At 66.4% G+C, this 24722-nt stretch carries 21 protein-coding genes; 9 read left to right on the top strand and 12 right to left on the bottom strand.

Going from position 1 to position 24722, the window contains the following annotated elements:
- Nucleotides 1-31 precede the first annotated feature (31 nt).
- Complete coding sequence (locus AB0L82_RS11310) at nt 32-904, top strand: PD-(D/E)XK nuclease family protein (RefSeq protein ID WP_364633925.1); 873 nt, start codon at nt 32-34, stop codon at nt 902-904.
- A 91-nt stretch (nt 905-995) separates the two neighbouring features.
- On the opposite strand, the gene hisG is transcribed toward AB0L82_RS11310, so the two are convergent.
- From hisG to AB0L82_RS11280, 6 genes are all read right to left on the bottom strand, one after another.
- Complete coding sequence (hisG, locus tag AB0L82_RS11305; protein WP_364633923.1) at nt 996-1847, bottom strand: ATP phosphoribosyltransferase; 852 nt, start codon at nt 1845-1847, stop codon at nt 996-998.
- A gap of 87 nt (nt 1848-1934) precedes the next feature.
- Complete coding sequence (locus AB0L82_RS11300; RefSeq protein ID WP_309230825.1) at nt 1935-2198, bottom strand: phosphoribosyl-ATP diphosphatase; 264 nt, start codon at nt 2196-2198, stop codon at nt 1935-1937.
- A 102-nt stretch (nt 2199-2300) separates the two neighbouring features.
- A complete protein-coding gene (locus AB0L82_RS11295) occupies nt 2301-2882 on the bottom strand; it encodes a TerD family protein (protein ID WP_364633921.1) in 582 nt (193 codons plus the stop codon).
- 47 nt (nt 2883-2929) lie between these two features.
- On the bottom strand, nt 2930-4732 hold the full coding sequence (locus tag AB0L82_RS11290) for a choline/carnitine O-acyltransferase (RefSeq protein WP_364633919.1): 1803 nt from the start codon (nt 4730-4732) through the stop codon (nt 2930-2932).
- Nucleotides 4729-5469 (bottom strand): class I SAM-dependent methyltransferase, encoded by a 741-nt coding sequence (locus tag AB0L82_RS11285; RefSeq protein WP_364633917.1) that lies wholly within the window; start codon nt 5467-5469, stop codon nt 4729-4731. The genes AB0L82_RS11290 and AB0L82_RS11285 overlap by 4 nt, the downstream gene beginning before the upstream one ends.
- A gap of 96 nt (nt 5470-5565) precedes the next feature.
- The gene (locus AB0L82_RS11280; protein ID WP_364633915.1) at nt 5566-6483 is read right to left on the bottom strand and encodes an arpA protein; all 918 of its coding nucleotides are present in this window, start codon (nt 6481-6483) and stop codon (nt 5566-5568) included.
- 201 nt (nt 6484-6684) lie between these two features.
- Here AB0L82_RS11280 and AB0L82_RS11275 point away from each other — a divergent pair, with 201 nt between their 5' ends.
- Together AB0L82_RS11275 and AB0L82_RS11270 are read left to right on the top strand one after the other, a co-directional pair.
- Nucleotides 6685-8070 (top strand): FAD-dependent oxidoreductase, encoded by a 1386-nt coding sequence (locus AB0L82_RS11275; protein ID WP_364633913.1) that lies wholly within the window; start codon nt 6685-6687, stop codon nt 8068-8070.
- 245 nt (nt 8071-8315) lie between these two features.
- On the top strand, nt 8316-9242 hold the full coding sequence (locus tag AB0L82_RS11270; RefSeq protein WP_364633911.1) for a hypothetical protein: 927 nt from the start codon (nt 8316-8318) through the stop codon (nt 9240-9242).
- Nucleotides 9243-9315: 73 nt separating this feature from the next.
- On the opposite strand, the gene AB0L82_RS11265 is transcribed toward AB0L82_RS11270, so the two are convergent.
- Together AB0L82_RS11265 and AB0L82_RS11260 are read right to left on the bottom strand one after the other, a co-directional pair.
- Nucleotides 9316-9672: an MmcQ/YjbR family DNA-binding protein gene (locus AB0L82_RS11265; RefSeq protein ID WP_364633909.1), complete on the bottom strand. Its 357-nt coding sequence runs from the start codon at nt 9670-9672 to the stop codon at nt 9316-9318.
- Nucleotides 9673-9780: 108 nt separating this feature from the next.
- Entirely contained in the window at nt 9781-10737 is a 957-nt protein-coding gene (locus AB0L82_RS11260) for a YafY family protein (RefSeq protein ID WP_364633907.1), read from the bottom strand.
- Nucleotides 10738-10841: 104 nt separating this feature from the next.
- Here AB0L82_RS11260 and AB0L82_RS11255 point away from each other — a divergent pair, with 104 nt between their 5' ends.
- The 4 genes from AB0L82_RS11255 (at nt 10842) to AB0L82_RS11240 (ending at nt 14550) form a co-directional block, all read left to right on the top strand.
- Nucleotides 10842-11966 (top strand): epoxide hydrolase family protein, encoded by a 1125-nt coding sequence (locus AB0L82_RS11255; RefSeq protein ID WP_364633905.1) that lies wholly within the window; start codon nt 10842-10844, stop codon nt 11964-11966.
- 156 nt (nt 11967-12122) lie between these two features.
- Nucleotides 12123-12929, top strand: coding sequence for an acyl-ACP thioesterase domain-containing protein (locus AB0L82_RS11250; protein WP_364633904.1), 807 nt, complete (start codon nt 12123-12125; stop codon nt 12927-12929).
- Between the two features lie 436 nt (nt 12930-13365).
- Nucleotides 13366-13797 (top strand): nuclear transport factor 2 family protein, encoded by a 432-nt coding sequence (locus tag AB0L82_RS11245; RefSeq protein ID WP_364635994.1) that lies wholly within the window; start codon nt 13366-13368, stop codon nt 13795-13797.
- A gap of 78 nt (nt 13798-13875) precedes the next feature.
- Nucleotides 13876-14550, top strand: coding sequence for a CPBP family intramembrane glutamic endopeptidase (locus AB0L82_RS11240; RefSeq protein WP_364633901.1), 675 nt, complete (start codon nt 13876-13878; stop codon nt 14548-14550).
- On the opposite strand, the gene AB0L82_RS11235 is transcribed toward AB0L82_RS11240, so the two are convergent.
- The 3 genes from AB0L82_RS11235 to metH all read right to left on the bottom strand — a co-directional run bounded on the left by AB0L82_RS11235 (nt 14537) and on the right by metH (nt 20691).
- Nucleotides 14537-15199, bottom strand: a complete 663-nt coding sequence (locus AB0L82_RS11235; protein ID WP_364633899.1) for an HAD family phosphatase — start codon at nt 15197-15199, stop codon at nt 14537-14539. The two genes, AB0L82_RS11240 and AB0L82_RS11235, sit on opposite strands and share 14 nt — an antisense overlap.
- 119 nt (nt 15200-15318) lie before the next feature.
- Entirely contained in the window at nt 15319-17028 is a 1710-nt protein-coding gene (locus AB0L82_RS11230) for a serine/threonine-protein kinase (protein ID WP_364633897.1), read from the bottom strand.
- Nucleotides 17029-17112: 84 nt separating this feature from the next.
- Nucleotides 17113-20691 (bottom strand): methionine synthase, encoded by a 3579-nt coding sequence (gene metH / locus AB0L82_RS11225; protein ID WP_364633895.1) that lies wholly within the window; start codon nt 20689-20691, stop codon nt 17113-17115.
- 198 nt (nt 20692-20889) lie between these two features.
- Between metH and AB0L82_RS11220 the strand changes: the two genes are divergently transcribed.
- Nucleotides 20890-21783 carry a PAC2 family protein gene (locus tag AB0L82_RS11220; RefSeq protein ID WP_309230821.1) on the top strand — a complete coding sequence of 298 codons (894 nt, stop codon included), beginning with the start codon at nt 20890-20892 and terminating at the stop codon, nt 21781-21783.
- Between the two features lie 69 nt (nt 21784-21852).
- Nucleotides 21853-24474 (top strand): AMP-binding protein, encoded by a 2622-nt coding sequence (locus AB0L82_RS11215; protein WP_364633892.1) that lies wholly within the window; start codon nt 21853-21855, stop codon nt 24472-24474.
- On the opposite strand, the gene AB0L82_RS11210 is transcribed toward AB0L82_RS11215, so the two are convergent.
- Nucleotides 24376-24681 (bottom strand): hypothetical protein, encoded by a 306-nt coding sequence (locus tag AB0L82_RS11210; protein WP_067562883.1) that lies wholly within the window; start codon nt 24679-24681, stop codon nt 24376-24378. The genes AB0L82_RS11215 and AB0L82_RS11210 overlap by 99 nt on opposite strands.
- Nucleotides 24682-24722: the final 41 nt, after the last annotated feature.

Below are 24722 nucleotides of genomic sequence, written 5' to 3'. Positions count from 1 at the left end.
CTTGTCGGTGCCTGCGTTTAGCCTGCCAGGTATGTCGGTACCCGCGATCACTACCCCGGACTCAGCGGGCGCCCAGCCGCGCAGGCTCGCACTCTCACCTTCGCGCGCAATGGATTTCAAACAGTGCCCACTCAAGTATCGGCTACGTGCGATAGACAAGATCCCGGAGGCCCCCGCCCGGGTCGCGGTGCGCGGCACGCTCGTGCACGCGGTGCTCGAGGCGCTGTTCGGACTGCCCGCGCCCGAACGCGATCTGGCACACGCCGGTGATCTGATCGCGCCCGCCTGGACCCGCCTGCTGGAATCGCGCCCCGAAACCATCGATCTGATAGCCGAAGAGGAACTGCCCGGCTTCCTGGCCGAGGCGTACGACCTGGTGCGGGTCTACTTCAACCTCGAGGATCCCACCGCCTTCGAACCGCAATCGCTCGAGGCGTTCATCGAGACCGATCTGCCCGATGGCACTCCGCTGCGCGGTTTCGTGGATCGAATCGACCGGTCCCCCGATGGATTACTGCACGTCATCGACTACAAGACCGGCCGCTCCCCCAGCCCGGAACGCGAAACCCGGGCGCTGTTCCAGCTCAAGTTCTACGCCCTGGTGCTGATGCGAACCCTCGGCGCGGCCCCGGCCGAACTACGGCTCATGTACCTCGCCGATGAACAAACCCTGAGCTACGAACCCGATGCCGAAGAGTTGCTACGGTTCGAACGTATTGTCTCCGCGCTCTGGCAGGCCATCGAATCCGCCTCCAAGACAGGCGATTTCCCGCCCAGCCGATCCTGGCTCTGCCAGTACTGCGATTTCAAACCGCTGTGCCCGGAGTTCGGCGGCACCCCGCCGCCGTATCCGGCCATCGCCGCTCCCGACACCATCACCGTCCTCACCGAAACGGCCGACTGAGCATCGAACACACCATCGCCCGCCGCGAAAACGCGGCGGGCGAGGCTATTTCGGCTATTCCGCGTTCGCTACTTCGCGCGGACGCGACCGATCAGAACGCTCGGCAGGAGCGAATATCGGTGGCCAGGATGGCCTTCGCACCGAGATCGGCCAGCTTGTCCATGAGCTCGTTGCCATTCTTGCGCGGCACGAGCGCACGGACCGCGACCCACTCCGGATCGCTCAGCGGTGCGATCGTCGGCGACTCGAGACCCGGGGTGATCTCCACGGCCGCGTCGAGCAGCGACTTGGGGCAGTCGTAATCGAGCATGAGGTACTGCTGGGCGAATACCACGCCCTGGATACGCGCCACCAGCTGGTTGCGGGCCCTATTGCGCTGATCCGCGCCCTTGGCCTCGATGAGCACACCTTCGGAGTCGCAGAGCGAATCGCCGAACGCGACCAGGTTGTGCTGACGCAGGGTGCGACCGGAGCCGACCACATCGGCGATGGCATCGGCCACACCGAGCTGAATCGAGATCTCGACCGCGCCGTCGAGGCGAATGACCTCGGCCTCGATGCCGCGCGACTTCAGATCGCTGAGCACCAGATTGGGGTACGAGGTGGCGATGCGCTTGTCGTAGAGATCCTCGACCTTCCATTCGCGGCCCGCGGGGGCGGCGTAGCGGAAGCTGGAGTTGCCGAAGCCCAGGGCCAGGCGCTCCTGTACGGGCGCGCCGGAGTCCAGGGCGAGATCGCGCCCGGTGATGCCGAGATCGAGCTCACCGGAGCCGACGTAGATCGCAATGTCCTTGGGGCGCAGGAAGAAGAACTCGACCTGGTTGGCATTGTCGAGCACGCTCAGATCGCGGGCGTCCTTGCGGCCGCGGTAACCGGCCTCGGCGAGGATGGCGACGGCGGATTCGGACAGCGAGCCCTTATTTGGGACGGCGACGCGAAGCATAGATATTCCTTTCGGGACGGGTGGGGGGACGTGAGGACAGTGGACGCGGGGTTGTCGGCCGCACGGGCTGTGCGGTGAAACGGCGCATCACAGATGTCGGTACACGTCTTCGAGCCGCAGACCGCGGCCCACCATCAGCACCTGAACCCAATAGAGCAGCTGGGAGATCTCCTCCGACAGCGACTCGTCACTCTCATGTTCCGCGGCCAGCCATACTTCGCCGGCCTCCTCCAGTACCTTCTTGCCCTGCGCATGTACACCGGCGTCCAGAGCGGCGACGGTTCCGGACCCCTCGGGGCGGTTTACTGCACGATCCTGTAGCTCGGCGAACAGGGCTTCGAAAGATTTCACGGTAAGTGATTGTCGCAGATCGCCACCCCTGCCCCATGAACCGGCCGGTCCGGGCGGTTCACCCGCACGGCGGGAACCACCCGGACCGGAGCGAATCCCAGGTCAGGCCATGGCGAATCGCAGCAGGGCCTGCATATCGCCCTGCTTCACCTTGCCTTTGCGGTCGAGCACCTCGAGCTGCCAGGCCGGGCCGTTGCGGAAGGCGCGGGCGATGGCATTGGCATTATCCGCGCCGAGCAGCGACGGCCAGATATCGGCGACCTGCTGGGTGCTGCCACCGGTCGCGTCGTAGATCTTGAAGGACACATTGTTGGCCTTCTCGAAGCTGCTGCCCTTCTTGAAGGCGGCCGCGACGAAGATGATGCCGTCGATGGCGGGCGGCACATTGGCGAAGGTGACGTGCACGGTCTCATCGTCACCGGAGGCCGCGCCGGTCTGCTCATCGCCGGTGTGCTGCACCGAACCGTTGCCGAAGGGGTCGAGGGAATCCAGGCCGGCGAACCGCACGGGTTCGCTGCCCTGCATGAGCACCGCGATCAAATCCAGGTCGACGCCTTTTTTGCGCCGAGCGATACCGAGTAGTCCACCACTGCTGCCCGAGGAGGGATCCCAGCTGACCCCGACGCTCATCTTGGTGATGCCGCCGAGATCCGCTGCGCCGTCTTCTTTCTTGAGCGTAATCACGATTGTCACGTTACCGACAAATCAGACAGCAGTGGCGGGCTCCGAACTCATCCGGCCAGCAGCTTCTCCAATTCCGCTGCGGCCGTGCGCAGTTGAGCGGCGAAGTCGTGCATCTGCTGTGCCACGGACTTCGGGGTGGCCAGGTAGAGGTTCCAGCGATCGGGCAGCAGCACGTACGCGATACCGATGCAGGTCGGGCTCGTCGATCCGAAACCGAAGTACTGGATGTTCACCGACGGAGCCGAACTGGTGCTCAGATAGTCATCGCGGGTGATCTTCCAGCCGGGGCTGTCGTAGAACGCCATCGGCTCGGTCGCACCGAGCTGCTCACCGCGCCGCCGCTGAATCCATTCGAGTTCCCACAGGTGCTGTTCGGGTGCCTCCCCGCGCTGGCACTCCTGCGCCCGTCGCACATGCGCGGTGGCGGCCGCCCGCACGGCTTCGCGCTTGCGATCGTCATCGGCGGCCGGATTCTCCATGGCGGCAATGAATTCCAGGATCTCCGGGGTCACCACGCGCATGGCCTCGGTGCGGCCGTTGCGGAACTGCCGGGTCGCGATCGACTCGTAGGTCGCGCCCGTCAGGCCCTTGCTGCGCCGATGCGCGAGCTGATAGCTCAACTGCGCGAAGGCATCCGGGGAAATACCGAGGGTTTTGATATGCCCGGTGCCGAAATCGAAGGACACCGTACTGGTGGCGGTGTCCAGCGCGAACTGCGAGAACGACGCCGCCGCGGCCGAGGTCACCGACCGCTGCGCCGCATCGAGGGTGAACTCGATGGGTTCGGCGGCGGGCAGACCCTGCGGCTGCGCCCCGGATTGCGCGGCGTGGTCGGCGACCGAGGTCTCCAGCAGCGTGTCCACGAACGACAGGATGGTGGTGCCGTCCAGCCCGCAGTGCTCGACATTGATACCGGTCCGGCCGTCGGCGAAGACGATGAACGACACCGCCTTGTCGAACCAGCGATTACCGCTGTCCCCGTGCAGGAGTTGATCGCACGCGTGCAGGGTGTCGCGCGGGCTGAAATCCTCCAGGCAGAGGCAGAACAGCGCGGTTTCGATGGTCTCGAACGCCGCGGCGTTGACCGGCCGCAACTGCTGGTACAGCGGGGCCCAATCCTTGCGCGCCAGGGTGGTGAGGTGTCCGGCCGAGGTGTTCACCGGTGCGCGCCGCGATCCGGCCTTCATGACCCCGAGCAGTCCGGCGGTCAGATCCTCCGGGCTGTACGGCACGCCGTCCGCGCCGAGTACATCCATCCGGAACATGTTGCCGCGGTACAGGACCACGATATGGCGCGCCTGCGACGGCCCCGGCCATTCATCGGTGTACGGCACTCGCACGGTGTCCTGCGGAGCACCCGGAATCCGGGTCTCGGAGAACAGGAACTTGTTCTGCGCCATATTGAGTTTCTGCCCGCGCTGGGTGACCGGCGGGATCTCCTCGGCATCGAGGCGCAGTTTGTAGTTCACCGCCGCGGTGACCAGTGCCGAGGCCCGCTCCGCCTGTCCGGCGGAGGTGGAGGACGCGAGCACGGTGTCATCGCGGAACAGGAAGAAGAAGTTGGCGTTCAACGCGATTCGGTCCCGGCGCCCGAGGTAGCGCGAGGGCCAGAATTCGTCCAGCCAGCTGCCGACGCCGGGTTCGGCGTCGAACCGCTGTAAGTCCGCGTGCAGGGTGCGGGCCGGGCTGTCGGGGCGCAGCAGATCCTCGACGGCCGCCGCGGTGGCGGCGTACTCGTCGCTGGAGAGCAGCGGCGCGGACCAGTGCAGGAAGCGAGTGCAGCTCTCCTCCAAAGTGGGGAGCGGCACCCGCGGCAGCTGATCGTCGTAGGCGAAGGTCCGTTCGCTCAATGCAGGTCCTCGTGGTCGAAGGATAGGTTCGGGCGGGACAGGTGGAGCTGGGCGTAGAGCCAGCCATCGGATTCGTAGCCTTGTGTATCGATTCCATTGGCCGCCAGTGCATTACACACCTGCGCCTGCTCCTCCGGCGAGGCGAACCGGCGTTGCCGGAAGGCGCCGGGCGCGAGTTCGGTGTGATAGCCGAGTGCGGCCAGATGTGCGGCTATCGGATCGAAGGAGAACATGCGCAGCACGAAATGCGCCATCCAGGGCAGCTTTCCACCATGGGCGCGGGCCACCCGCAGCAGGGTGTGCTCGGTGACATAGCCGACGCAGCCGGTGGAGATCACCAGATCGGCGGTCGCCAGGACGCGGCGCTGGGCCTCGGTGGGATCGCCCGCCTCCAGATCCGCGTGCACGGTGTCGTGCAGCAGTCCGGCATTGCGGGCGTAGTCCAGCGCGACACCGGAGGCGTCCATACCCAGGAATCGGACACCGGGTAGCTGATCCTCCTCGGCCAGGCGAGCGCGGTCGCGGGCCAGCAGATCGGGCGGGGTGGGTTCGGCGTAACTGTCGAACAGGTCGGACATGGTGGTGTCCAGGCGCAGCAGGGCCGCGTTCACCCCGTACGAACAGCCGATATCGAGCACGGTCGGGCTCGTGATGCCGGTGGCCGCGTGATGGTCGGCCAGCAGCTGCTGGAAGTGTGGTTTCGCCAGTTCCGGTATCCGATAGTCCAATTCGGACATTCGGGCGTAGTACGCACGAGGGTCGGGGCTCTCATAGATATCGTCGAACGACGCTTTCCCAGTGCTGTGTAAGGAAACCGGCACGTGGTCCTCTTCTCAGTCGAGCAGGCGGTCGCCGCGGACAGCATCGGCCGCGAGATGATCGGGCAGCACGCGCCCGAACAGTTGCCGGGTGCGCTCGGCGGTGCCGATGACGCCCTGGGAATCGCTGTAGGCGAAGATCGCCGAATGCCGCTGCACGGTACCGCCGACGGGCGCGACGCGATGCAGCGAGAACCGCCCCTGGAACAGTTGCAGGTCGCCGGGGCGTAGTTCCAGCCGCCGGATGAGGTGGTCACCGTGACCGGTGAGCACCGCGCGCACATCGTCGAGGTGCTCGGCCTCGCGGGAGCGAATATTCGGGCAATATTCGAACACCCCACCGGCTTCCGGCTCCTGGGTGAGCATGCTGACGGTGAACTCATTGGTGTCGAAATGCCACGGATGCGACATACCGGGCGCAACGACATTGAGGCACAGGCCCGCCAGTGGATCGGTGTACTCGTGCAGCGCGTCCAGGCCGAAACAATCGGCGATGAAACGCTGGAAGCGCGCATCGGTGTAGAGCCGGTGGATGAGCGCCGCGCGCGGGATCAGATCCCTTGCGACGAAGGCGTTTCCACGTCGCAGCACAATGCGGCCGGGATGATCGGCGGGTAGGTCGGCATCGATCGGGATGTTGTAGGCGTTGACGTTCTCGACCGTGTAGTAGGCGTGCGGTGCGAGCGCCACGCCCTCGGTGCGCATGGTCTCGACCTCATCGGGCCGAATGAAACCGCGCAGTACGGTGCAGCCGTCGGCGGCCAACTCGGCGCGCGCGGCCGCCACCGCGGCGTTCCACCCGGCGCCGCCGGGCGAGTCCAGCGGATAGCGGGCGATGTCCACACCGGGGACAGCACTGCCCGCCGGCGCGGCCACCACCACCCCGGCGCCGTCCGTATCGCACACGTCTGCCCTACCCCCTGTCGCAACCATGTCGATCATTCTGGCGGGCAAACCGCCCGACACGCCCGGGATGTACCGGGATTGTGGATATTCACTATTCCTGTGCACCAAGAGTTTTCATGCGCCAATCCGGCGCGCCCGCCGCATCGCGCGCCCGGCCGGTTCCCACTCCCCGGGACCATCTGAAAATGCCGGTGGCCGAATGCTCGGAGATAGCTCAGGATGTCTGATATGTCCTTTGTCAATGGTTCGGTGTCGTATTGGTTCCGTGAACTCGCCCCCGTCGACCCGGGAGCCCCGCTGTCCGGGCACACCCAGGCCGACGTGTGCGTTATCGGAGCCGGATACACCGGATTGTGGACGGCCTACTATCTGAAACAGGCACAACCGGACCTGCGAATCGTGGTGCTGGAGAAGGAATTCGCCGGATACGGCGCGTCCGGCCGCAATGGCGGCTGGGTTGTCGGAGAGATAGCGGGATCGGCGCAGGCGTACGCCCGCGTACACGGCCGCGATGCCGCGGTGCGGTTGCAGCGCACCATGTTCGACACCGTCGACGAGATCGTGCGGGTGGCGGCGGCCGAGGGTATCGACGCCGATGTGATCAAGAGCGGACAGCTGACCGTCGCCCGCAACGACGCACAGCGGGCGCGACTCGGCGACACCCTGGCGCATGCGCGCGAATGGGGTTGGGGCGAGGACGATCTCATGACCGTCGCCGCCGACGACCGAATCCGCATCGCCGGAGCCACCGGGGCACTGTGGACACCGCACTGCGCGCGCGTGCAGCCCGCGAAACTCGCACGCGGACTTGCCGATACGGTGCGAGCGCTCGGGGTGCGGATTCACGAGAACACCACGGTGGAATCCATACGACCGCGCACGGCGTCCAGCTCGGCCGCCGCGATCACCGCGCGCGGCACCGTCACCGCCGACTACGTCATCCGCGCGACCGAGGGCTTCACCGCGACTTTCGCTTCCAGCCATCGCGATTGGCTGCCGATGAACAGTTCGATGATCGTCACCGAACCGCTGCCCGAGGCGATGTGGCGCGAAATCGGCTGGCAGGACAGCGAATTGCTGGGCGATATGGCGCACTACTACATGTACGCCCAGCGCACGGCGGACGGCCGGATCGCCTTCGGCGGACGCGGTAAGCCGTACCGATACGGCAGTCGCATCGATGCGGACGGGCAGACTCGGCAGTGGACCGTGGATGTCCTGCGCGCGATGCTCACCGACTTCTTCCCCGCCACAGCCGAAGTCCCGCTCGCACATGCCTGGTCCGGGGTGCTCGCGGTCCCCCGCGACTGGTGTTCCAGCATCGCCCTCGACCACGACACCGGCCTGGGCTACGCGGGCGGCTACACCGGGCACGGTGTGGCGACCACCAATCTGGCCGGTCGCACCCTGCGAGATCTCCTGCTGCGCAGGGATACCGAGCTCACCGCACTACCGTGGGTGAACTGGCGGGTGCGCCGCTGGGAGCCGGAACCCTTGCGCTGGATCGGAGTACAGCTCATGTACAGCCTCTACCGAGCGGCCGATCACCGCGAAAACCGCCTCGGGCACACCTCGCGCATCGCGCGAATGGCCGATCTCATCTCGGGTCGCTGATACTCCGCCCTGCTCGCGGCCGTCGTCGCGAGCAGGAACGTTCCGCCGGAACCGCACCGGTGCACAGTGAGCCACGCCCGAGTTACATGCTTGGATGCGCATATTTCCATTGACTAATTGTGCAATTGCCACATAGATGCCGATCCAGCACATCTGCAAGCACGATTTACCGTGCACTCCAACGGGTTTCGATCTGTTTGACAGTCCCCGCGATCCGGGTACACCGGTAGTGAGAGGACTTCGCTATGGACTCGAACCGATCCTGGGACACCATCACCACCGCCCTGAACCGGGTATCCGGTCCCGGCCGGCGCGGTGCCGACTGGACCACCTACCTGTGCCCCGTTCACGAGTCCGACGGCCGCCATCACCATCCCTCGCTGGGCGTCGTTTACAACCGGCAGCGCGGGCGCACGGTGGTGCGCTGTTTCGCGGGCTGCCCGGATGAGCAGGTGCTCGAGCGCCTCGGGCTCGGCGTTCGCGATCTCTTCGACACCCCGCGCGCGCCGACCGGAGCGGGCCGATCCCACTCCCCCGCAATGGCTTTGGCCGATCGGGCGCTACAGGAGGCGGGACTGTCCCTCGAAGTCCACAAACGCGATCTCGGACCCCAGTTGGCCCGCCCGAAGGATGTGGCGACCTACCTTTACCGCTGGCCCGACGGTCGCTCGGCGGGATGCGTGGTCCGCGTTCACACCGAGCATCGGAACGGCCGCGCGAAGTCCTTCCGGCAGTATCGCCGTACCGAGAGCGGTTGGACCCCGGGCGGTTTCGCGCACCTGCCCTTCCATCTCCCCGATGTGCTCGACGCGGTCCACTCCGGCCGCGATATCCACATCTGCGAGGGTGAGGCCGACGCGCTCACCGCCACCCACGCCGGTCTCACCGCCACCTGCAATGCCGGTGGCGCACAGGGCTGGCATCCGGATCACGCCACCTGGTTCACCGGCGCGTACCGGGTCTGGATCATCGCCGACCGCGACGCACCGGGTTACCGTCACGCCGCCCGGGTCGCCGAATCCCTGGTCGACCTCGTCCGCGAATTACGCATAGTCCAGGCCCGCGACGGCAAGGATCTCACCGAGCACTGCGATGCGGGCCACCACATTTCCGACCTCGACCCCGTGCCGGTTCTGGACGCCCACTACAGCCTGCGAAGTCACGATCGCTGACCGCACCCGTTATTCCGGTGCGGGGTTCTGCTCGCGGCTGGGTGGCGATTGCCAGGAGGCGGGGACCAGCGCGCTACGAGTCCAACTGGGCCACCAGGGCTTTGGGGGCGATCAGCCGGTACGCGTCCTGCACTATCTCGGCGATCTCGGACCAGTCGACGGGGACGTCCAGGTAGACGCCGAGCCAGCCGCGGTGGCCGACGTACGGCGGTCGGAAGTAGTTGTCCGGTTGTCCGGCGACCAGTTCCTCCTGCACGCCGGGCGGGGCCGCGCACCAGAAGCCGAGGCGGTCGTCGTGATGGTGGTCGGCGAACATGACGAAGGTCTTCTTACCGCGCACGAACCAGGTCGGTTCGCCGTGGCTGAGGCGTTCGGTCACCTCGGGCAGCGCGGTGCACAGCGCCCGCAACGATTCGAGAGGTTCACCCATGGCCGAAGGCTAACCGATCTCTCAGGTCCCGGACTTGTACGAATGGGAACCGCACCGCATCGAACAGCAGGTCTTTCACCTCCGCCTTCCCCCGGCAACGCCGCCGAGCTATTCGGGGGCGAGCGCACGTTCGTAGCGGCCGATCAGATCCTGTAGCGCGGCGGCCAGTTCGGGTGAGTCGACGATCTCGAAATCCACGCCGAGCATGCCCAGGTGGAGGGCGAGCTGTTGCGGATTGTCCGATCCCGGTTCGAAGGCGCAGCGGTTCTCGCCCAGTGTCTCGATATCGACCTGGATCGGGAGGCGTTGGCGCACATGCGAAGCCGGGGCATGCACGATGACGCGGGCGCGGAATCGCCAGACCGCTTCGCCGACCGAGCGTTCCACGCGGGTGGCGATATCGGCGTCCGGCGGGAGCGGGCGCGGGGTGAAGCGCGGGCCGGTCGGCGTGCGCGGATGCACGCGGTCGACGCGGAAGGTGCGCCAATCGTCGCGCTCGCGGTCCCACGCCATCAGATACCAGCGCTGGCGCAGGCTGACCAGGCGATACGGTTCGACCTCGCGGCGGGTGGACGCACCGCCGTGCGATTCGTAGTCGAAGCGCAGGCGTTCGTGATCGCGGCAGGCGGTGGCGATGACGGTCAGCACATCCGGGTCGACCAGCGGACCGCGGGCGGGCACCGGCAGCGTGTGCTGGAAGGCGCTGACCCGATGCCGCAATCGCGAGGGCAGGATCTGCTGCAGTTTTGTCAGCGCGCGCAGCGCCGTCTCGTCGATACCGGCGATGGAACTGCTTGCGGCCGTGCGCAATCCGACGGCAACGGCGACTGCCTCGTCATCATCGAGCAGCAGTGGCGGCAGCGCGCCGCCCGCACCGAGCCGGTAGCCGCCATCCACGCCCGATTTGGCCTCGACCGGATAGCCGAGTTCGCGCAGCCGGTCGACGTCATTGCGGATGGTGCGGGTGGTGACGCGCAGGCGTTCGGCGAGTTCGGGTCCGGTCCAATCGCGCCGGGACTGCAGGAGCGAGAGCAAACGCAGCAGGCGGGCGGAGGTTTCCAACATTTTCCGATGGTATCCGGCGATCGCGGAACGAACCTTTCCGCGATCGTTCCTAATGTTGGTCCCATCGAGTAAGCCACTCCCCTCGAAGGAACGGAAAACCCCTGATGAGCACCGAGATTCGCCCCTTCCGCATCGATATCCCGCAGGCCGAGCTGGACTACCTGCACGACCGCCTGGCGCATGCCCGCTGGGCCGCCGGACTCCCCGGCGTCGGCTGGGAGCGCGGTATCCCGGTGGCGGAACTGAAGGAGCTGGCCGAGTACTGGCGTACCGAATTCGATTGGCGGGCACAGGAAGCGGCGCTCAACTCCTTCCCGCAGTTCACCACCGAGATCGACGGACAGCAGATCCATTTCCTGCATGTGCGCTCGACGCGCCCCGATGCCACTCCCCTGCTCATCACGCACGGTTTCCCCAGCTCGATCGCCGAATTCAGGCATCTGATCGGGCCGCTCACCGAGCCGGAGGAAGGTCCGGCATTCCATGTGGTGGCCCCGTCGCTGCCGGGATATGGCTTCTCCACCCCGCTGTCGGATACCGGCTGGTCCATGGCCCGCACCTCGCGCGCCTGGATCGAGCTGATGAACCGGCTCGGCTATGCCCGCTACGGCGTACACGGCGGTGATATCGGCGGCGGCGTCTCCGGTATGGTCGGCGGTCTCGATCCCGAACATGTGCTCGGCGTACACGTGGTCACCGATCCGCTGACCGCCGCGAATGTCGCCACCTTCCTGCCCGGTGTGGCCGACCGCCTCGATGCCGATGATCCGGTCGACAAGGTGATTCTCGAGCGTATGGACGCCTTCCGCCGCGAGGGTTCGGGCTATCTGGCGATCCAGAACTCACGCCCGCAGACCATCGGCTACGGGCTGGTCGATTCCCCACTGCTGCAATTGGCGTGGATCGCGGAGAAGTTCGAGCAGTGGACCGATCTCCCGATCGATCGCGATCAACTGCTGACCACGGTCAGCCTCTACTGGTTCACCGGCGCCGGTGCCTCCGCCGCGCACACTCTCTACGAACAGGCGCATTCGATGGACTGGGGCTCGGCACCGATCGCACCCCAGGGTTTCGCCATCTTCGGTTCCGATGAGACCGTGCGCCGGGTGGTCCCCGCCCCTGCCGATGCGCACTGGACCGAATTCGAGCGCGGTAAGCATTTCCCGGCCATGGAGGCTCCCGCCGATCTGGCCCGGGACCTGCGAACCTTCTTCGGCCCGCTGCGGTGACACGCCACCGGGCGCGCGGGTGGCCCGCCCTGCCCCGCGCCCGGTTCTGCACTACGCTGACCTCATCGCGACCCGGCATTGCCGCCGCGGACTCTTGGCACCGCAGCCCTTTCGCACTCCCCGCCCCACTCTGATGGATGTCCCGGAGGTTTGCCGATGATGAACCAGCTCACCGATCCGCCGCCGGTGCTGCCCGCACTGGACGACCATCCGATGCTGCGCCCGCTGCCCCCGGTCCCGTCCTCGGGCCATATCTTCGATTTCCCGGGCCGCCTGGGCACCGTCGATATGGATGAGAACCAGGGTTTGCGCATCGACGGCATCGCACGCCATATCCAGGACGCGGGCGTCGACCACCTGGTGCATTGCGGCGCACTGGAATCGCATCCGCACTGGATTGTCCGCCGCACCGTCATCGACGTGATCCGCCCGATCACCTGGCCCGCGAAACTCCGCACCCGCCGCTGGTGTTCGGGCATATCCCCGCGCTGGTGCACCATGCGCGTGCGCATCGACTCCGAATCCGGCGGCCTCATCGAAACCGAGGGCTTCTGGATTCATATGAACAAAGAGACCATGAGCCCGTCACGGGTCGACGACAAATTCTTCGAATTGATGTGCACCACAACCTCGGAACAGCGGCTGCGCTGGCGGCAATGGCTCACCGATCCGCTGCCGCCGATCGCCCCGGCTCATTTTCCACTGCGCCGCACCGATATCGACCACTTCCAGCACGTCACCAATACCGCGTACTGGCATGCCGTGCATGAATTCACTTCCGACACAGCGGATCTCACCGCCGGCCCGCATCGCTTCATCCTCGAATACAACAAACCCATTCGGCACGGCGAGCCCCTCGATATCCATACCCGCCGGACCCCCGACGCACAGACCCTCTGGTTCACCATCGAGGGCGATGTGCGCGCGGTGGCCCAACTGCGTTCTCTCCCACAGATTTCCTGAGCCGATTCGCCGAGCTACGGCAGTGCGGCGAATACCTTGCGGGCGGATTCGGCGATCAAGTCCTCACTGGGCCGGGAGTCGCATCCGTCCCGAACCCCCACCGTCATTCCGGTATCCACCCGATCCTGGGTCACCGGTGAAATCGATCGAACGAGTCACCAATCCACCATAACCAAGATCAATATGGCCGTGCAGGTTCGCCATTGCGCCATTGCCACAGCGTCGCCGGCTCACCGAGGCGGGCGCACGGCACGGCGAGCCACCGCCGCGGTGCCGCCGAGTTCGGCGAGCAATTCGGCCAGCTGGGATCGGACGGCGGCGAGGGCCTCGGTACCGAAACGCTCCGTCAGCCAGCGATCGAGATCCGCGCGAGCGGTGCGCGCGGCCGCGACGGCGGCATGGCCGCGCGCGGTGAGGCGAACACGGCGGATGCGGGCTGCAACAGCACCCCAATATCGATATCGCCGTCCGCTACCACCGCGCCGTCTCCCGATCAGCGGTCGGTGACGAGCTCGCCGAGTTCTTCCACCCCGACGCCGTACATCACGAACTACCGAACGCGCTCTTCCCCCATGGCGTCGTCCGCGATATCGCCGGACTGCGCGCCGCCGCCGAGGCGGGCCGAAAGAATGTGCGCGAGCAGAACTTCGAAGTGCTCAATGCCATCGCCGCGGGCGATCAGGTTGCGCTGGAAGTGCTTTGGGAGGGCACCACGGCGGTGGCCATGGGCGAGCTCCCGGCGGGCCATGTGCTGCGCGCGCATATCGCGACCGTGCTCGAATTCCGCGACGGCAAGATCCTCGCCCAGCGCAATTACGACTGCTATGAACCCATCACCGCCGACGCCGGAGCGGCACCGCGGCGCTGAACCCCAGGTCAGCCACCGGAACCCAATGTTCAGATTCGGCGGTCAGCGCGGTGCGCCCGCGGAAATTATGGTGAGCTCATGAGGATTGGATCGCGGCGGCGGGTGTATCTGGCGGCGGAGTACGCGGGGCTGTTCTTCGGCGGGACGACCCTGTACAACGCGGTGGGCCGGGGCAGATCGCCGATTCCGGTACTGCTCGCATTGGCCGCGGGCGCAACGGTTTACCTGCGCCGGTCCTCGGGTTTCGATCGGGACGCGCTGTGGCGCAGTGCGGCCGTGCGCGAGCAGGCGCGGCCGATGGCGGCGCTGGCGGGGGCGAGCGCACTGGCGCTCACCACGGCGGTCGCGGTGCGGCGGCGCGAGGATCTGTTCGATCTGCCCCGCAACAACCCGGCGATCTGGCTGGCGGTCATGGTGCTGTACCCGGCATTGAGCGTGTACCCGCAGGAGTTGATCTTCCGATCATTCCTGTTCCACCGGTACGCACCGGTTTTCGGTGAGGGCCGCGCCATGGTCGCCGCCAGCGCCGCGGCCTTCGGCTACGTGCACATCGTATTCGGCAGCTGGTTCTCGGTCGCCGCGAGCGGGGTGGGCGGCTGGATCTTCGCCGATCGCTATGCGAAGACCCAGTCGCTGTTCACCGCCTCGGTGGAGCATTCGGTGTACGGCATCATGGTTTTCACCGTCGGCCTGGGCCGGTACTTCTATCACGGGGCCGCACCGGCGGCGCGGGTTCAGCTCAACGGGCGATGAGCCCCCGCAGATCCGCCTGCGTCAGACCCACCAGCGAATCCCGGAAGGTGCGCCCGGGAGCCGCGGGAACCGCTATCTCACAGGGGATTACGAGCACCGTGCAGCCCGCGAGAGCGGCGGCCTCGGCGCCGGTGGGCGAATCCTCGATGGCCACCGTATGTTCGGGCGCGACCCCGAGCAGCTCGGCCGCCCGCAGATAGACATCCGGCGACGGCTTACCGTGCGGCACTTCATCGGCGCACACGGTCGCGGCGAAATGGTGCCGTCCCAGGGTGTCCAGGCCGTATTCGGTCAGTGCCCGTTTGGTATTGGTGACCAGCGCCATCGGGATACCCGCCGCGTGCAGCGCACCGAGTACATCCTGTGCGCCCGGCCGCCACGGCACCGGATCCCGGAACAGTTCGATGATCCGGCGTTCGATCCAGGCGTCGGCCTCGGCCAGCGCCTCGGGTGTGGCCGCCACGCCCAATCCGCTGAACATGATGCGCAGCGCGTTCGGGCCGGACGCGCCGATGAGCGCGTGCCGCATCGCATCGTTCATCTCATGACCGAGTTCGCCCGCGAGTTCCCGGACCGCGATATCCCAGAGCTTCTCCGAATCGAGCAGCGTTCCGTCCATATCCCACAACACCGCGTCCAAACGCGTCACCGGAACACCACTCCTGTCATCCACTGCCACTGGCGCTCGCGGAGGCGAGGCGGTGTACAGGTTATCGGGCGATTGGTCTGGACCGAATTCGCGGGTGCGATCCGGTCCAGACCAATCGACTACAACCCCGAGGCCGCGATCAGAATCCGGCCGCCGGTGGAATCGACCTGGATCCACCTGCTCTCGCGATCGACCTGACCGTTCCGCATGGTGTAGGTCAGATTCACCACCGCGCGATTCTCACCGGTGGTGGTGACCCCGCCGACGCTCACCGCGGCGACGCTGCCCCAGAACTGGGAGTACGCGCCGAAACCACCGGTCGAGGCCTGATAGCCGGGCGACAGCATGGACCACGCGCCGCCGACATTGCCGGGCAGCATGCCGTAGTAGCCCTGGATGAACGAGGCCACCGAGGCGGCGGACGGCGGACCCGCGGGGGTCGTGGTCGGCGGTGCGGGGGTCGTCGTACTCGGCTTGGCCGGGGTCGTGGTGGTGCTGGCGGGCGGCGGTGTGGTCGTGCTGGCGGGCGGACGCGTAGTGGTCGGCTGGGCGCCTTGGCTGGGTTCGGTATTCCCGGCACCGCCGTCGGTCGGACCGATGGCGGCCTGCGTGGACGGCGGGGCCGACGGATTCACCGGAGCCACAACCGAAGTGGTTTCGTTGGCGACCGGGGAATTGTCATTGCCGCCGCGGCTCACCGCGTACGCCACCAGCGCGGCCAGCACCAGCGCGCCGACGACGCCGACGGCCACCAGTCCGAGTTGTCGCCAATTCCGTTCCTGCCCACCGGATTTCGGCGTGAACGGTGGTACGGGCGGCACCGGCGTCTCTGGCGAAGTGGAGCGGGCGGACGGCCCACCGGTGGCGATATGCACCGTCGGATCGGTGGCATTGGCCGAAGACTGCCCGGTCGTGGACGTGGCGAGCACCGTGGTGGCGGCCGAAGTGTCCACCGCCACACCACCATTGACCGTGGGCAGCACCTTGGTCTGCTGAATCGGCGCGGTGACCCGCCCGTCGGCGACGGCCTGGAGTCGTTCGGCGGCCTGTTCCATGGTCGGCCGGTCCGCGGCTTCGGCGGCCAGCAGATCCATCAGCACCGGGCCGAGCGCGCCCGCGTGCGCGGGTTCGGGCACCTGCGCCCGCGCCACCGAATGCAATACCGCCAGGGGGTTATCGCCCTCACCGAACGGCGGCATTCCCTCGACGGCCGCGAAAAGCGTTGAGCCCAGCGCGAATACATCCGAAGGCGGCTCCGGATTCTCGCCGCGCGCCACCTCCGGCGATAAGTACGCGGGCGTTCCGGCCAGGAACCCGGTGGAGGTCACCGTCACATCGCCGATGGCGCGCGAGATGCCGAAGTCGGTGATCTTCACCGTCCCGTCATCGGCCACAAGGATATTGGCGGGTTTCACATCGCGATGCACGATCCCGGCCTTGTGCGCGGCCGCGAGCGCCGCCGCCACCTTGGCCCCGATCCGGGCGACCTCGGTGGGCGCGAGATTGCCCTTCTCACGCATGAGCGCGGCCAGCGAGACCGCGTCCACGTATTCCATGACCAGCCAGGGCTGGCCGTCCTCCTCCGCCACATCGAAGACGGTGACCGCGTTCGGGTGATGCAGTCGCGCCGCGATGCGCCCCTCCCGCATCGCGCGCATCTTGGCCTCGATCGCCTGGGACCGGGTGAGCCCGGGACCCAACAGCAACTGCTTGACCGCGACCGTGCGCCGCAGTCGAACATCGGTCGCGCGCCACACGACCCCCATCGCACCGGTGCCGATCGGATCCGTTAGTCGGTACCGCCCCGTGATCAACCGGTCTGAAGTCATGTGGTTGTGCCCCTCCTGCTGGCTTTCGCGCCGAGCCACCCTGCAACGTTGCGCGACGAGCCCGCCGGTAACTCTTCGAAAATCTTAGGCGTTGAAGTACTTCGCTTCCGGGTGCAGAAGTACGAACGCATCCGTCGACTGCTCCGGATGCAGCTGCAGTTCCTCCGAGAGCTCCACTCCGATCCGGCCCGCCTCCAGCAGGTCCACCAGTTTCGCCCGATCTTCCAGGTCGGGGCAGGCGCCGTACCCGAACGAGTACCGTGCGCCACGGTAGCCGAGTTTGAAGTACTCCAGCACATCGGAAGGATCGTCGTCGGCGACGGAATGCCCTTCCAGCACAAGTTCTTCCCGGATGCGGCGATGCCAAAACTCCGCGAGCGCCTCGGTGAGCTGTACACCGATGCCGTGCACCTCGAGGTAGTCGCGGTAGTTATCGCCCGCGAACAGCTCATTGGCGAAGTCCGCGATCGGCTGTCCCATGGTGACCAGCTGGAACGGCAGCACATCGACCTGTCCGTGCTGTACCGCGAGTTCGCGCGAGCGGATGAAATCGGCGATGTTCAGGAACCGGTCGCGCTGCTGACGCGGGAAAGTGAACCGATACCGTTCCGGCGCATCGGGTTTGGGCTCGGTGAGAACAATCACATCGTCGCCCTCGGATACGGCCGGGAAGTAGCCGTACACCACCGCGGCATGCTGGAGCACGCCCTCGGCGATCAACCGGTCCAGCCAATACCGCAGCCGCGGACGGCCTTCGGTCTCCACCAGCTCCTCATAGGAGGGGCCCTCACCGCCACGCTGACCGCGCAGACCCCACTGGCCCAGGAACAGTGCCCGCTCGTCCAGCAGACCCGAGTACTCGGCCACCGAGAGGCCCTTCACCACGCGGCTGCCCCAGAACGGCGGGGTCGGCACCGGCAGGTCCGCGGCCACGTCCGAGCGTGCGGGCACCTCGATCGGCACCTCTTTGGCCTTGCGCTCCTCCGCGATTCGCTTGGAGCGCTCATGCCGAGCCTTGCGCTCGGCGATCTTCGCCGCCTCGGCCAGGGCTTCGGGGCTGTCCGGATCCGGGCCACCGCCGCGCTTACGGGTCATGATCTCGTCCATGAGGTGCAGACCCTCGAAAGCGTCACGGGCGTAGTGCACATCGCCCTCGTAGACGTCGGTGAGATCGTTCTCCACATAGCCGCGGGTCAGCGCCGCACCACCCAGCAGCACCGGGAACTGTTCCGCGACACCGCGGACATTCATCTCCTGCAGGTTCTCCTTCATGACCACCGTCGACTTGACCAGCAGTCCGGACATGCCGACCACATCGGCCTTCTTGTCCACCGCGGCATCCAGGATCGCCGAAATCGGCTGCTTGATACCGAGATTCACGACCTCGTAGCCATTGTTGGACAGGATGATGTCCACCAGGTTCTTACCGATATCGTGCACATCACCCTTGACCGTGGCCAGCACGATGCGACCCTTACCGGAGTCGTCGGTGGCCTCCATATGCGGTTCCAGGTGCGCGACAGCGGTTTTCATCACCTCGGCCGACTGCAGCACGAACGGCAGCTGCATCTGCCCGGAGCCGAACAGCTCACCGACGGTCTTCATGCCCGAGAGCAGGGTCTCATTGATGATCTGCAGCGGCGGAACCTCTTTCATGGCCTCATCGAGGTCCGCGTCCAGGCCGTTGCGCTCACCGTCGACAATGCGGCGGGCCAGGCGTTCGAACAGCGGCAGCTGCGCCAGCTCCTCGGCGCGCGAGGCCTTGGACGAGGCCGCCGAGACGCCTTCGAACATGGCCATCAGCTCTTGCAGCGGGTCATAGTCCTCGGTGCGGCGGTCGTACACCAGATCCAGCGCGACCTTGCGCTGATCCTCGGGAATCCGCGCCATCGGCAGGATCTTCGAGGCGTGCACGATCGCCGAATCCAGTCCGGCCTCGACGCATTCGTTCATGAACACCGAGTTCAGCACCTGGCGCGCGGCCGGGTTCAGGCCGAAGGAGATATTGGAAAGACCCAGCGTGGTCTGCACATTCGGATGCCGCTGCTTCAAAAGCCGGATGGCCTCGATGGTTTCGATGCCATCGCGCCGCGACTCCTCCTGACCGGTGCCCAGGGTGAAGGTCAGCGTATCGACGATGATGTCGGACTCGGCCAGCCCCCAGTTCTCGGTGATATCGGCTATCAATCGCTCGGCGATGGCCACCTTGGTCTCGGCGGTGCGCGCCTGACCGGTCTCGTCGATGGTCAAGGCCACCACGGCCGCACCGTGTTCGGCGACCAGCGCCATGGTCTGCTGGAACCGCGACTCCGGTCCCGCGCCGTCCTCGTAGTTGACCGAGTTGACCGCGCAGCGCCCGCCCAGCTGCTCCAAACCCGCACGCAACACCGGCAATTCGGTGGAGTCCAGCATGATCGGCAGCGTCGAGGCGGTGGCCAGGCGCGAGGCCAGCTCGGTCATATCGACCGCGCCGTCGCGGCCCACGTAGTCCACGCACAGGTCGAGCATGTGCGCGCCGTCGCGAATCTGATCCTTGGCGATATCGAGGCATTTCTGCCAATCCTGCGCCAGCATGGCGTCCCGGAACGCCTTGGAGCCGTTGGCATTGGTGCGCTCACCGATCATCAGCACCGACGAGTCCTGCTCGAACGGCACCGCGGAGTAGATCGAGGACACCGCGGGCTCGTGCACCGGCTGGCGCACCGCAGGGGTCACCGCATGCACCGCTTCGGCGACCTGGCGAATGTGCTCGGGCGTGGTACCGCAGCAGCCGCCCACCAGCGCCAGGCCGAACTCGGAAACGAAGCCGCTCAACGCAACAGCGAGTTCCTCGGGCGTGAGCGGGTATTCCGCGCCGTTCGCCCCGAGCACCGGCAGACCGGCATTGGGCATCACCGATACCGGCAACTGCGCGTGCTTGGACAGATGGCGCAGATGTTCGCTCATCTCGTCCGGGCCGGTGGCGCAGTTCAATCCGATCATGTCGATGCCGAGGTTCTCCAGCGCCGTGAGCGCCGCCCCGATCTCCGAACCGACCAGCATGGTGCCGGTGGTCTCCATGGTCACGTGCGTGATGATCGGAATCTTGCGACCCGCGCGCGCCATGGCGTGATGACTGCCCACGATCGCGGACTTGACCTGCAACAGGTCCTGGCAGGTCTCGATCAGGATGGCGTCCGCGCCACCGTCGAGCATGCCCAGCGCCGCCTCGGCGTAGGCATCGCGCAGTGAGGCGTAGGGCGCGTGACCCAGGGTCGGCAGTTTGGTGCCCGGGCCCATGGACCCGAGCACATAGCGCGGCGTGCCGTCGGCGGACGGACCCATCTCATCGGCGACCTGGCGCGCGATGCGGGTGCCGCGCTCGGATAGATCGCGAATGCGATCGGCGATGTCGTAGTCGGCGAGGTTGGGCAGATTGCAACCGAAGGTATTGGTCTCGACGGCGTCGGCACCGGCCTCGAAATAGGCGCGGTGAATGTGTGCGAGCACGTCAGGGCGGGTTTCGTTGAGAATCTCGTTGCAACCCTCGAGGCCGCGGAAGTCGTCCAGCGTCAGGTCCGCGGCCTGCAACATGGTGCCCATCGCACCGTCGCCGATGACGACACGCCGACTGAGCGTGTCGAGTAGGGTGGTGTCGAACTCGGCGCGGGGGGACACAGACATGTCCTCAAGAGTAGTGGGGAGCACGGACAATCCGGTCCCCGGTGTAGCGCGCCGGGTCGCGAACCCCGCGCGCCGCCCGGCGGGTCGCCCTTCTCACCGCTTTCGCAGGCCACTTCGGCCTTCTCCGCATCGGCTCGCCGACCAGCACGGTTGCGCGTCGCTGGCGCGTCCGGGTGTCCAACCCCCTAAGCTGACCGGGTGAACGCCAGTGAACCCCCGGTGCCACCCGATTCGGACCTGCCTACGCTGCGGGATCCGATCCTCGTCGCCGCCTTCGAAGGGTGGAACGACGCGGCGGATGCGGCGAGCGGAGCCGTCGAGCATCTGGAATTGATCTGGGACGCACAGCCGCTCGCCGAGCTGGACTCCGAGGATTATTACGATTACCAGGTGAACCGGCCCACCGTTCGCCAGGTCGACGGCGTGACCCGGGAAATTCACTGGCCGTCCACCATGCTCTCGGTGTGCTCCCCACCCGGCAGCGATCGCGATGTGGTGCTGCTGCGCGGGGTCGAGCCGAATATGCGCTGGCGTTCGTTCTGCAATGACCTGCTCGAATTCGTGGAGCAGCTCGATGTCTCGACCGTGGTGATCCTGGGCGCACTGCTCGCCGACACCCCGCACACCCGGCCGGTGCCGGTCACCGGTACGGCGTACAGCAAGGAAGCCGCGGAGCGCTTCAATCTGGAGCAGACCCGCTACGAGGGACCGACCGGTATCACCGGGGTGCTGCAGGACGCGTGCGTGCGCGCCGGTGTTCCGGCCATTTCCTTCTGGGCCGCGGTACCGCACTATGTCTCGCAGCCGCCGAATCCCAAGGCGGTCATCGCGCTGCTGCATCGCGTCGAGGATGTGCTCGATGTCGAGGTTCCGCTCGGCGGTCTGCCCGAACAGGCCGAGGAGTGGGAGGGCGCGGTCAACGAGATGACCACGGGCGATGAGGAAATCGCGGAATACGTCCGCTCGCTGGAGGAGCGCGGCGATGCCGAGGTCGATCTCAACGAGGCCATGGCCAAGATCGACGGTGACGCCATCGCCGCGGAATTCGAGAAGTACCTGCGCAGGCGGGGTCGGGGCGGATTCGGTCTCTAGGCGTTAACTTCGGGTTCATTCGGGAGTGGCTTACCGACAGGTAAGCCTACCCTGCCTAGAATGTCCCGAATGAGCTCGCCACGGATTGCCGCGCACCTGAACGGATTCGGCGATCGAACGGCGATCATCGGTGATGACGGCCACGAGCTCAGCTATGCCGAACTAGCCGCGCGAATCTGTGATTTCGCGAACAGACTGCGCGCGGAACAGGTTTCACCCGAGCCCGGTGGCGAATGCCGGGCAACCGAACCGGTCCGGCGGCTCGTCGCCCTGGCCGCCCGCAATGACATCGGTTCGCTGGTGGCCTATCTCGGTGCGCTCGAGGCGGGCTGCGCGGTGCTGCTCACCGGTTCGGTCAGTGACGAAATGCTCCGCGTCTACGACCCGGATATCGTCGTGGAATCGGGCGACGGAGCGATTCCCGAACCGCGCCGGCGGCGAACCGGTTCCGCGCACACCCTGCATCCGGAGCTGGCGCTGCTGCTCAGCACCTCCGGCTCGACAGGCTCCCCCAAGCTGGTGCGGCTCTCCTATCGGAATCTGCTCGCCAATGCGGAATCGATCGCGGAGTATCTCGATATCCGGGAGACCGATCGCGCGGCCACCACCCTGCCGCTGTTCTACTGTTACGGCCTCTCGGTGGTGCACAGCCATCTGCTGCGCGGTGCCAGCCTGCTCATGACGAGCCGCTCGGTACTGGAACCGGAGTTCTGGGATGAGTTCCTATGGCATCGCGCAACGTCTTTCGCGGCTGTGCCCTATACCTTCGATCTGCTCGAACGCGTCGGCTTCGAGCGCATGGCGCTACCACATCTGCGCTATGTCACCCAGGCGGGCGGCAAACTCGACCCCGGCCGGGTGCGGCAGTACGCCCGGATGGGTGCGCGCGCGGGCTGGGATTTCTATGTGATGTACGGCCAGACCGAGGCCACCGCGCGAATGGCCTATCTGCCACCGGGATTGGCGGCCGCCCAGCCCGACTGCATCGGAATCCCCATTCCCGGAGGCTCATTCAGTCTGGAACCGGTCGACGAGGGCGGTGATGAACTCGTCTACCGTGGCCCGAACGTCATGATGGGCTATGCCGAATCGCCCGCCGAACTCGCGCTCGGTCCGCGGCTCACCGAGTTGCGGACCGGGGATCTGGCCTGCCGCACCCCCGAGGGGCTCTATCGGGTGATCGGCCGCCGATCGCGGTTCGCCAAGATCTTCGGATTGCGAATCGATTTGCAGCGCATCGAATCCGGGTTGGCGGCGGCGGGCTATACGGTCTGCTGCACCGATGACGCGGAATCGCTGGTGGTGGCCGTCACGGGTGAGGATGCCGCCGCCGCGGCGCAACTCGCGGCGCAATTGTCCGGTCTGCCGGTCTCCGCGGTGCGGGTGTGCACGGTCGGCGAGATCCCGCGGTTGCCCTCCGGGAAACCGGACTATCCAGCTATTCGGCGCTTACCGGTCGCGCGCAGCAGACCATCAGCGAATGTCCGGACCCTGTTCGCCGATGCGCTCGGACTCGACACCGCCGCAATCACTCCCGAGGCCACCTTCGCCGATCTGGGCGGCGATTCGCTCACCTATGTCGCGCTGTCGGTGAAACTCGATCGGGCGCTGGGACAGCTCCCGGCGAACTGGCAGAGCATGACGGTGGCCGAACTGGAGTCGCTGCCCCGGCGCAAACGGCGGTTCGGCCGATCGCTGGACACCACGAGTCTGTTGCGCGCCGCCGGGATCATCACCGTATTGGGTTCGCATATCGGACTTTTCGTACTGTGGGGTGGGGCGCATGTGATGCTGGCGGTCGCCGGGTTCAACTTCGCCCGGTTCGGTGTGACGCCCGCACCGGCCGCGCAGCGATTGCGCAAAACCCTGCGCACGGTCGCGCTGATCGCCGTACCGACCGGCCTGTGGGTTGCACTCACGCTCGCCTTCACCGATTACTACGGCTGGCAGAACGTGCTGCTGCTCAACAAGATTCTGGGACCGCGGGACAGTCCGACCGCCGGACATCTGTGGTTCGTCGAGGTCGCGGTCTACTTCATGCTCGCGGGCGCGCTACTGCTGCGGCTGCCGCTGGTCGATGCCCTGGAACGGCGGGCGCCGTTCTGGTTCGCCATGGCGGTGCTCGCGGTCGCGCTGATCTTCCGCTACCGGTCCTTCGATCTCTATGCGCCGCACGATATTCCGTTCTCACCGCTGGCGGTGTGGTTCTTCGTGCTCGGCTGGGCGGGCGCGAAGGCCACGTCGGTACGACAGCGGGCGCTGCTGACCGGGGTCGCATTGCTCACCGTGCCCGGATATTTCGGCGAGAGCAATCGCGAACACCTGGTGCTGGCCGGTCTGCTACTGCTGATCTGGGTGCCGTCGGTGCGGGTGCCGGCACTGATCGCGGGCGCGGCCGCGCTGCTCGCCGACTCGTCACTGTTCGCGTATCTCCTGCACTGGCAGGTGTATCCGCTGTTCGGCGAGCATCACATCCTGGCGCTGACGGCGTCGGTGGCAGCCGGAATCGCGGCCGCACAGCTCATGGGCAGGGCCCGGAATGTGACAGCGCGAATAACGGTGCACCACCGGCCGGTTCGCCGGATGCTGGAATCAGTGCTCGACGGCCCAGATCTGCGCGGCCGCCTCATGAGCCAGTTTCGCGATCAGCAGATCGCGCGGAATCGTCTGGCCGGCAAGATGATCGAGTGATGGCACCACCACATGGTGTGCATCAGCACGCTTGAGTTCGGCTGTCAGCTCCGCGAACGCGGTGCCATCGCCGGGGGTCGATTCATGGAACGTGGCCGCGAAGCAGAAACCGGCTGATTGCGCCAGGCTGGTCATAGCGTCTTCGAGCTCATCGCTACGGCCGTCTGCCAAATCGTCACGCACGTACCCATAGATCAACGCTTCCACCCGAACCTCCGTTGGATTGGGGATCGCTGTCCTGAAGTGTG

The organism is Nocardia sp. NPDC052001, assembly GCF_040680615.1.
In the GTDB taxonomy this organism is placed as follows: domain Bacteria; phylum Actinomycetota; class Actinomycetes; order Mycobacteriales; family Mycobacteriaceae; genus Nocardia.
The sequence above is the reverse complement of the archived record's forward strand: the minus strand, read 5'-3'. Positions and strand labels throughout refer to the sequence as shown.

Excerpts from the sequence above, each read along its gene's own strand:
- AB0L82_RS11255 (WP_364633905.1), top strand. The coding sequence starts at position 10,842 with ATGAGCACCGAGATTCGCCCCTTCCGCATCGATATCCCGCAGGCCGAG.
- AB0L82_RS11285 (WP_364633917.1), bottom strand. The coding sequence starts at position 5,469 with ATGTCCGAATTGGACTATCGGATACCGGAACTGGCGAAACCACACTTC.
- AB0L82_RS11215 (WP_364633892.1), top strand. The coding sequence starts at position 21,853 with ATGAGCTCGCCACGGATTGCCGCGCACCTGAACGGATTCGGCGATCGA.
- AB0L82_RS11275 (WP_364633913.1), top strand. The coding sequence starts at position 6,685 with ATGTCCTTTGTCAATGGTTCGGTGTCGTATTGGTTCCGTGAACTCGCC.
- AB0L82_RS11230 (WP_364633897.1), bottom strand. The coding sequence starts at position 17,028 with ATGACTTCAGACCGGTTGATCACGGGGCGGTACCGACTAACGGATCCG.
- metH (WP_364633895.1), bottom strand. The coding sequence starts at position 20,691 with ATGTCTGTGTCCCCCCGCGCCGAGTTCGACACCACCCTACTCGACACG.
- AB0L82_RS11260 (WP_364633907.1), bottom strand. The coding sequence starts at position 10,737 with ATGTTGGAAACCTCCGCCCGCCTGCTGCGTTTGCTCTCGCTCCTGCAG.
- AB0L82_RS11240 (WP_364633901.1), top strand. The coding sequence starts at position 13,876 with ATGAGGATTGGATCGCGGCGGCGGGTGTATCTGGCGGCGGAGTACGCG.
- AB0L82_RS11280 (WP_364633915.1), bottom strand. The coding sequence starts at position 6,483 with ATGGTTGCGACAGGGGGTAGGGCAGACGTGTGCGATACGGACGGCGCC.
- AB0L82_RS11270 (WP_364633911.1), top strand. The coding sequence starts at position 8,316 with ATGGACTCGAACCGATCCTGGGACACCATCACCACCGCCCTGAACCGG.
- AB0L82_RS11265 (WP_364633909.1), bottom strand. The coding sequence starts at position 9,672 with ATGGGTGAACCTCTCGAATCGTTGCGGGCGCTGTGCACCGCGCTGCCC.
- hisG (WP_364633923.1), bottom strand. The coding sequence starts at position 1,847 with ATGCTTCGCGTCGCCGTCCCAAATAAGGGCTCGCTGTCCGAATCCGCC.
- AB0L82_RS11310 (WP_364633925.1), top strand. The coding sequence starts at position 32 with ATGTCGGTACCCGCGATCACTACCCCGGACTCAGCGGGCGCCCAGCCG.
- AB0L82_RS11250 (WP_364633904.1), top strand. The coding sequence starts at position 12,123 with ATGATGAACCAGCTCACCGATCCGCCGCCGGTGCTGCCCGCACTGGAC.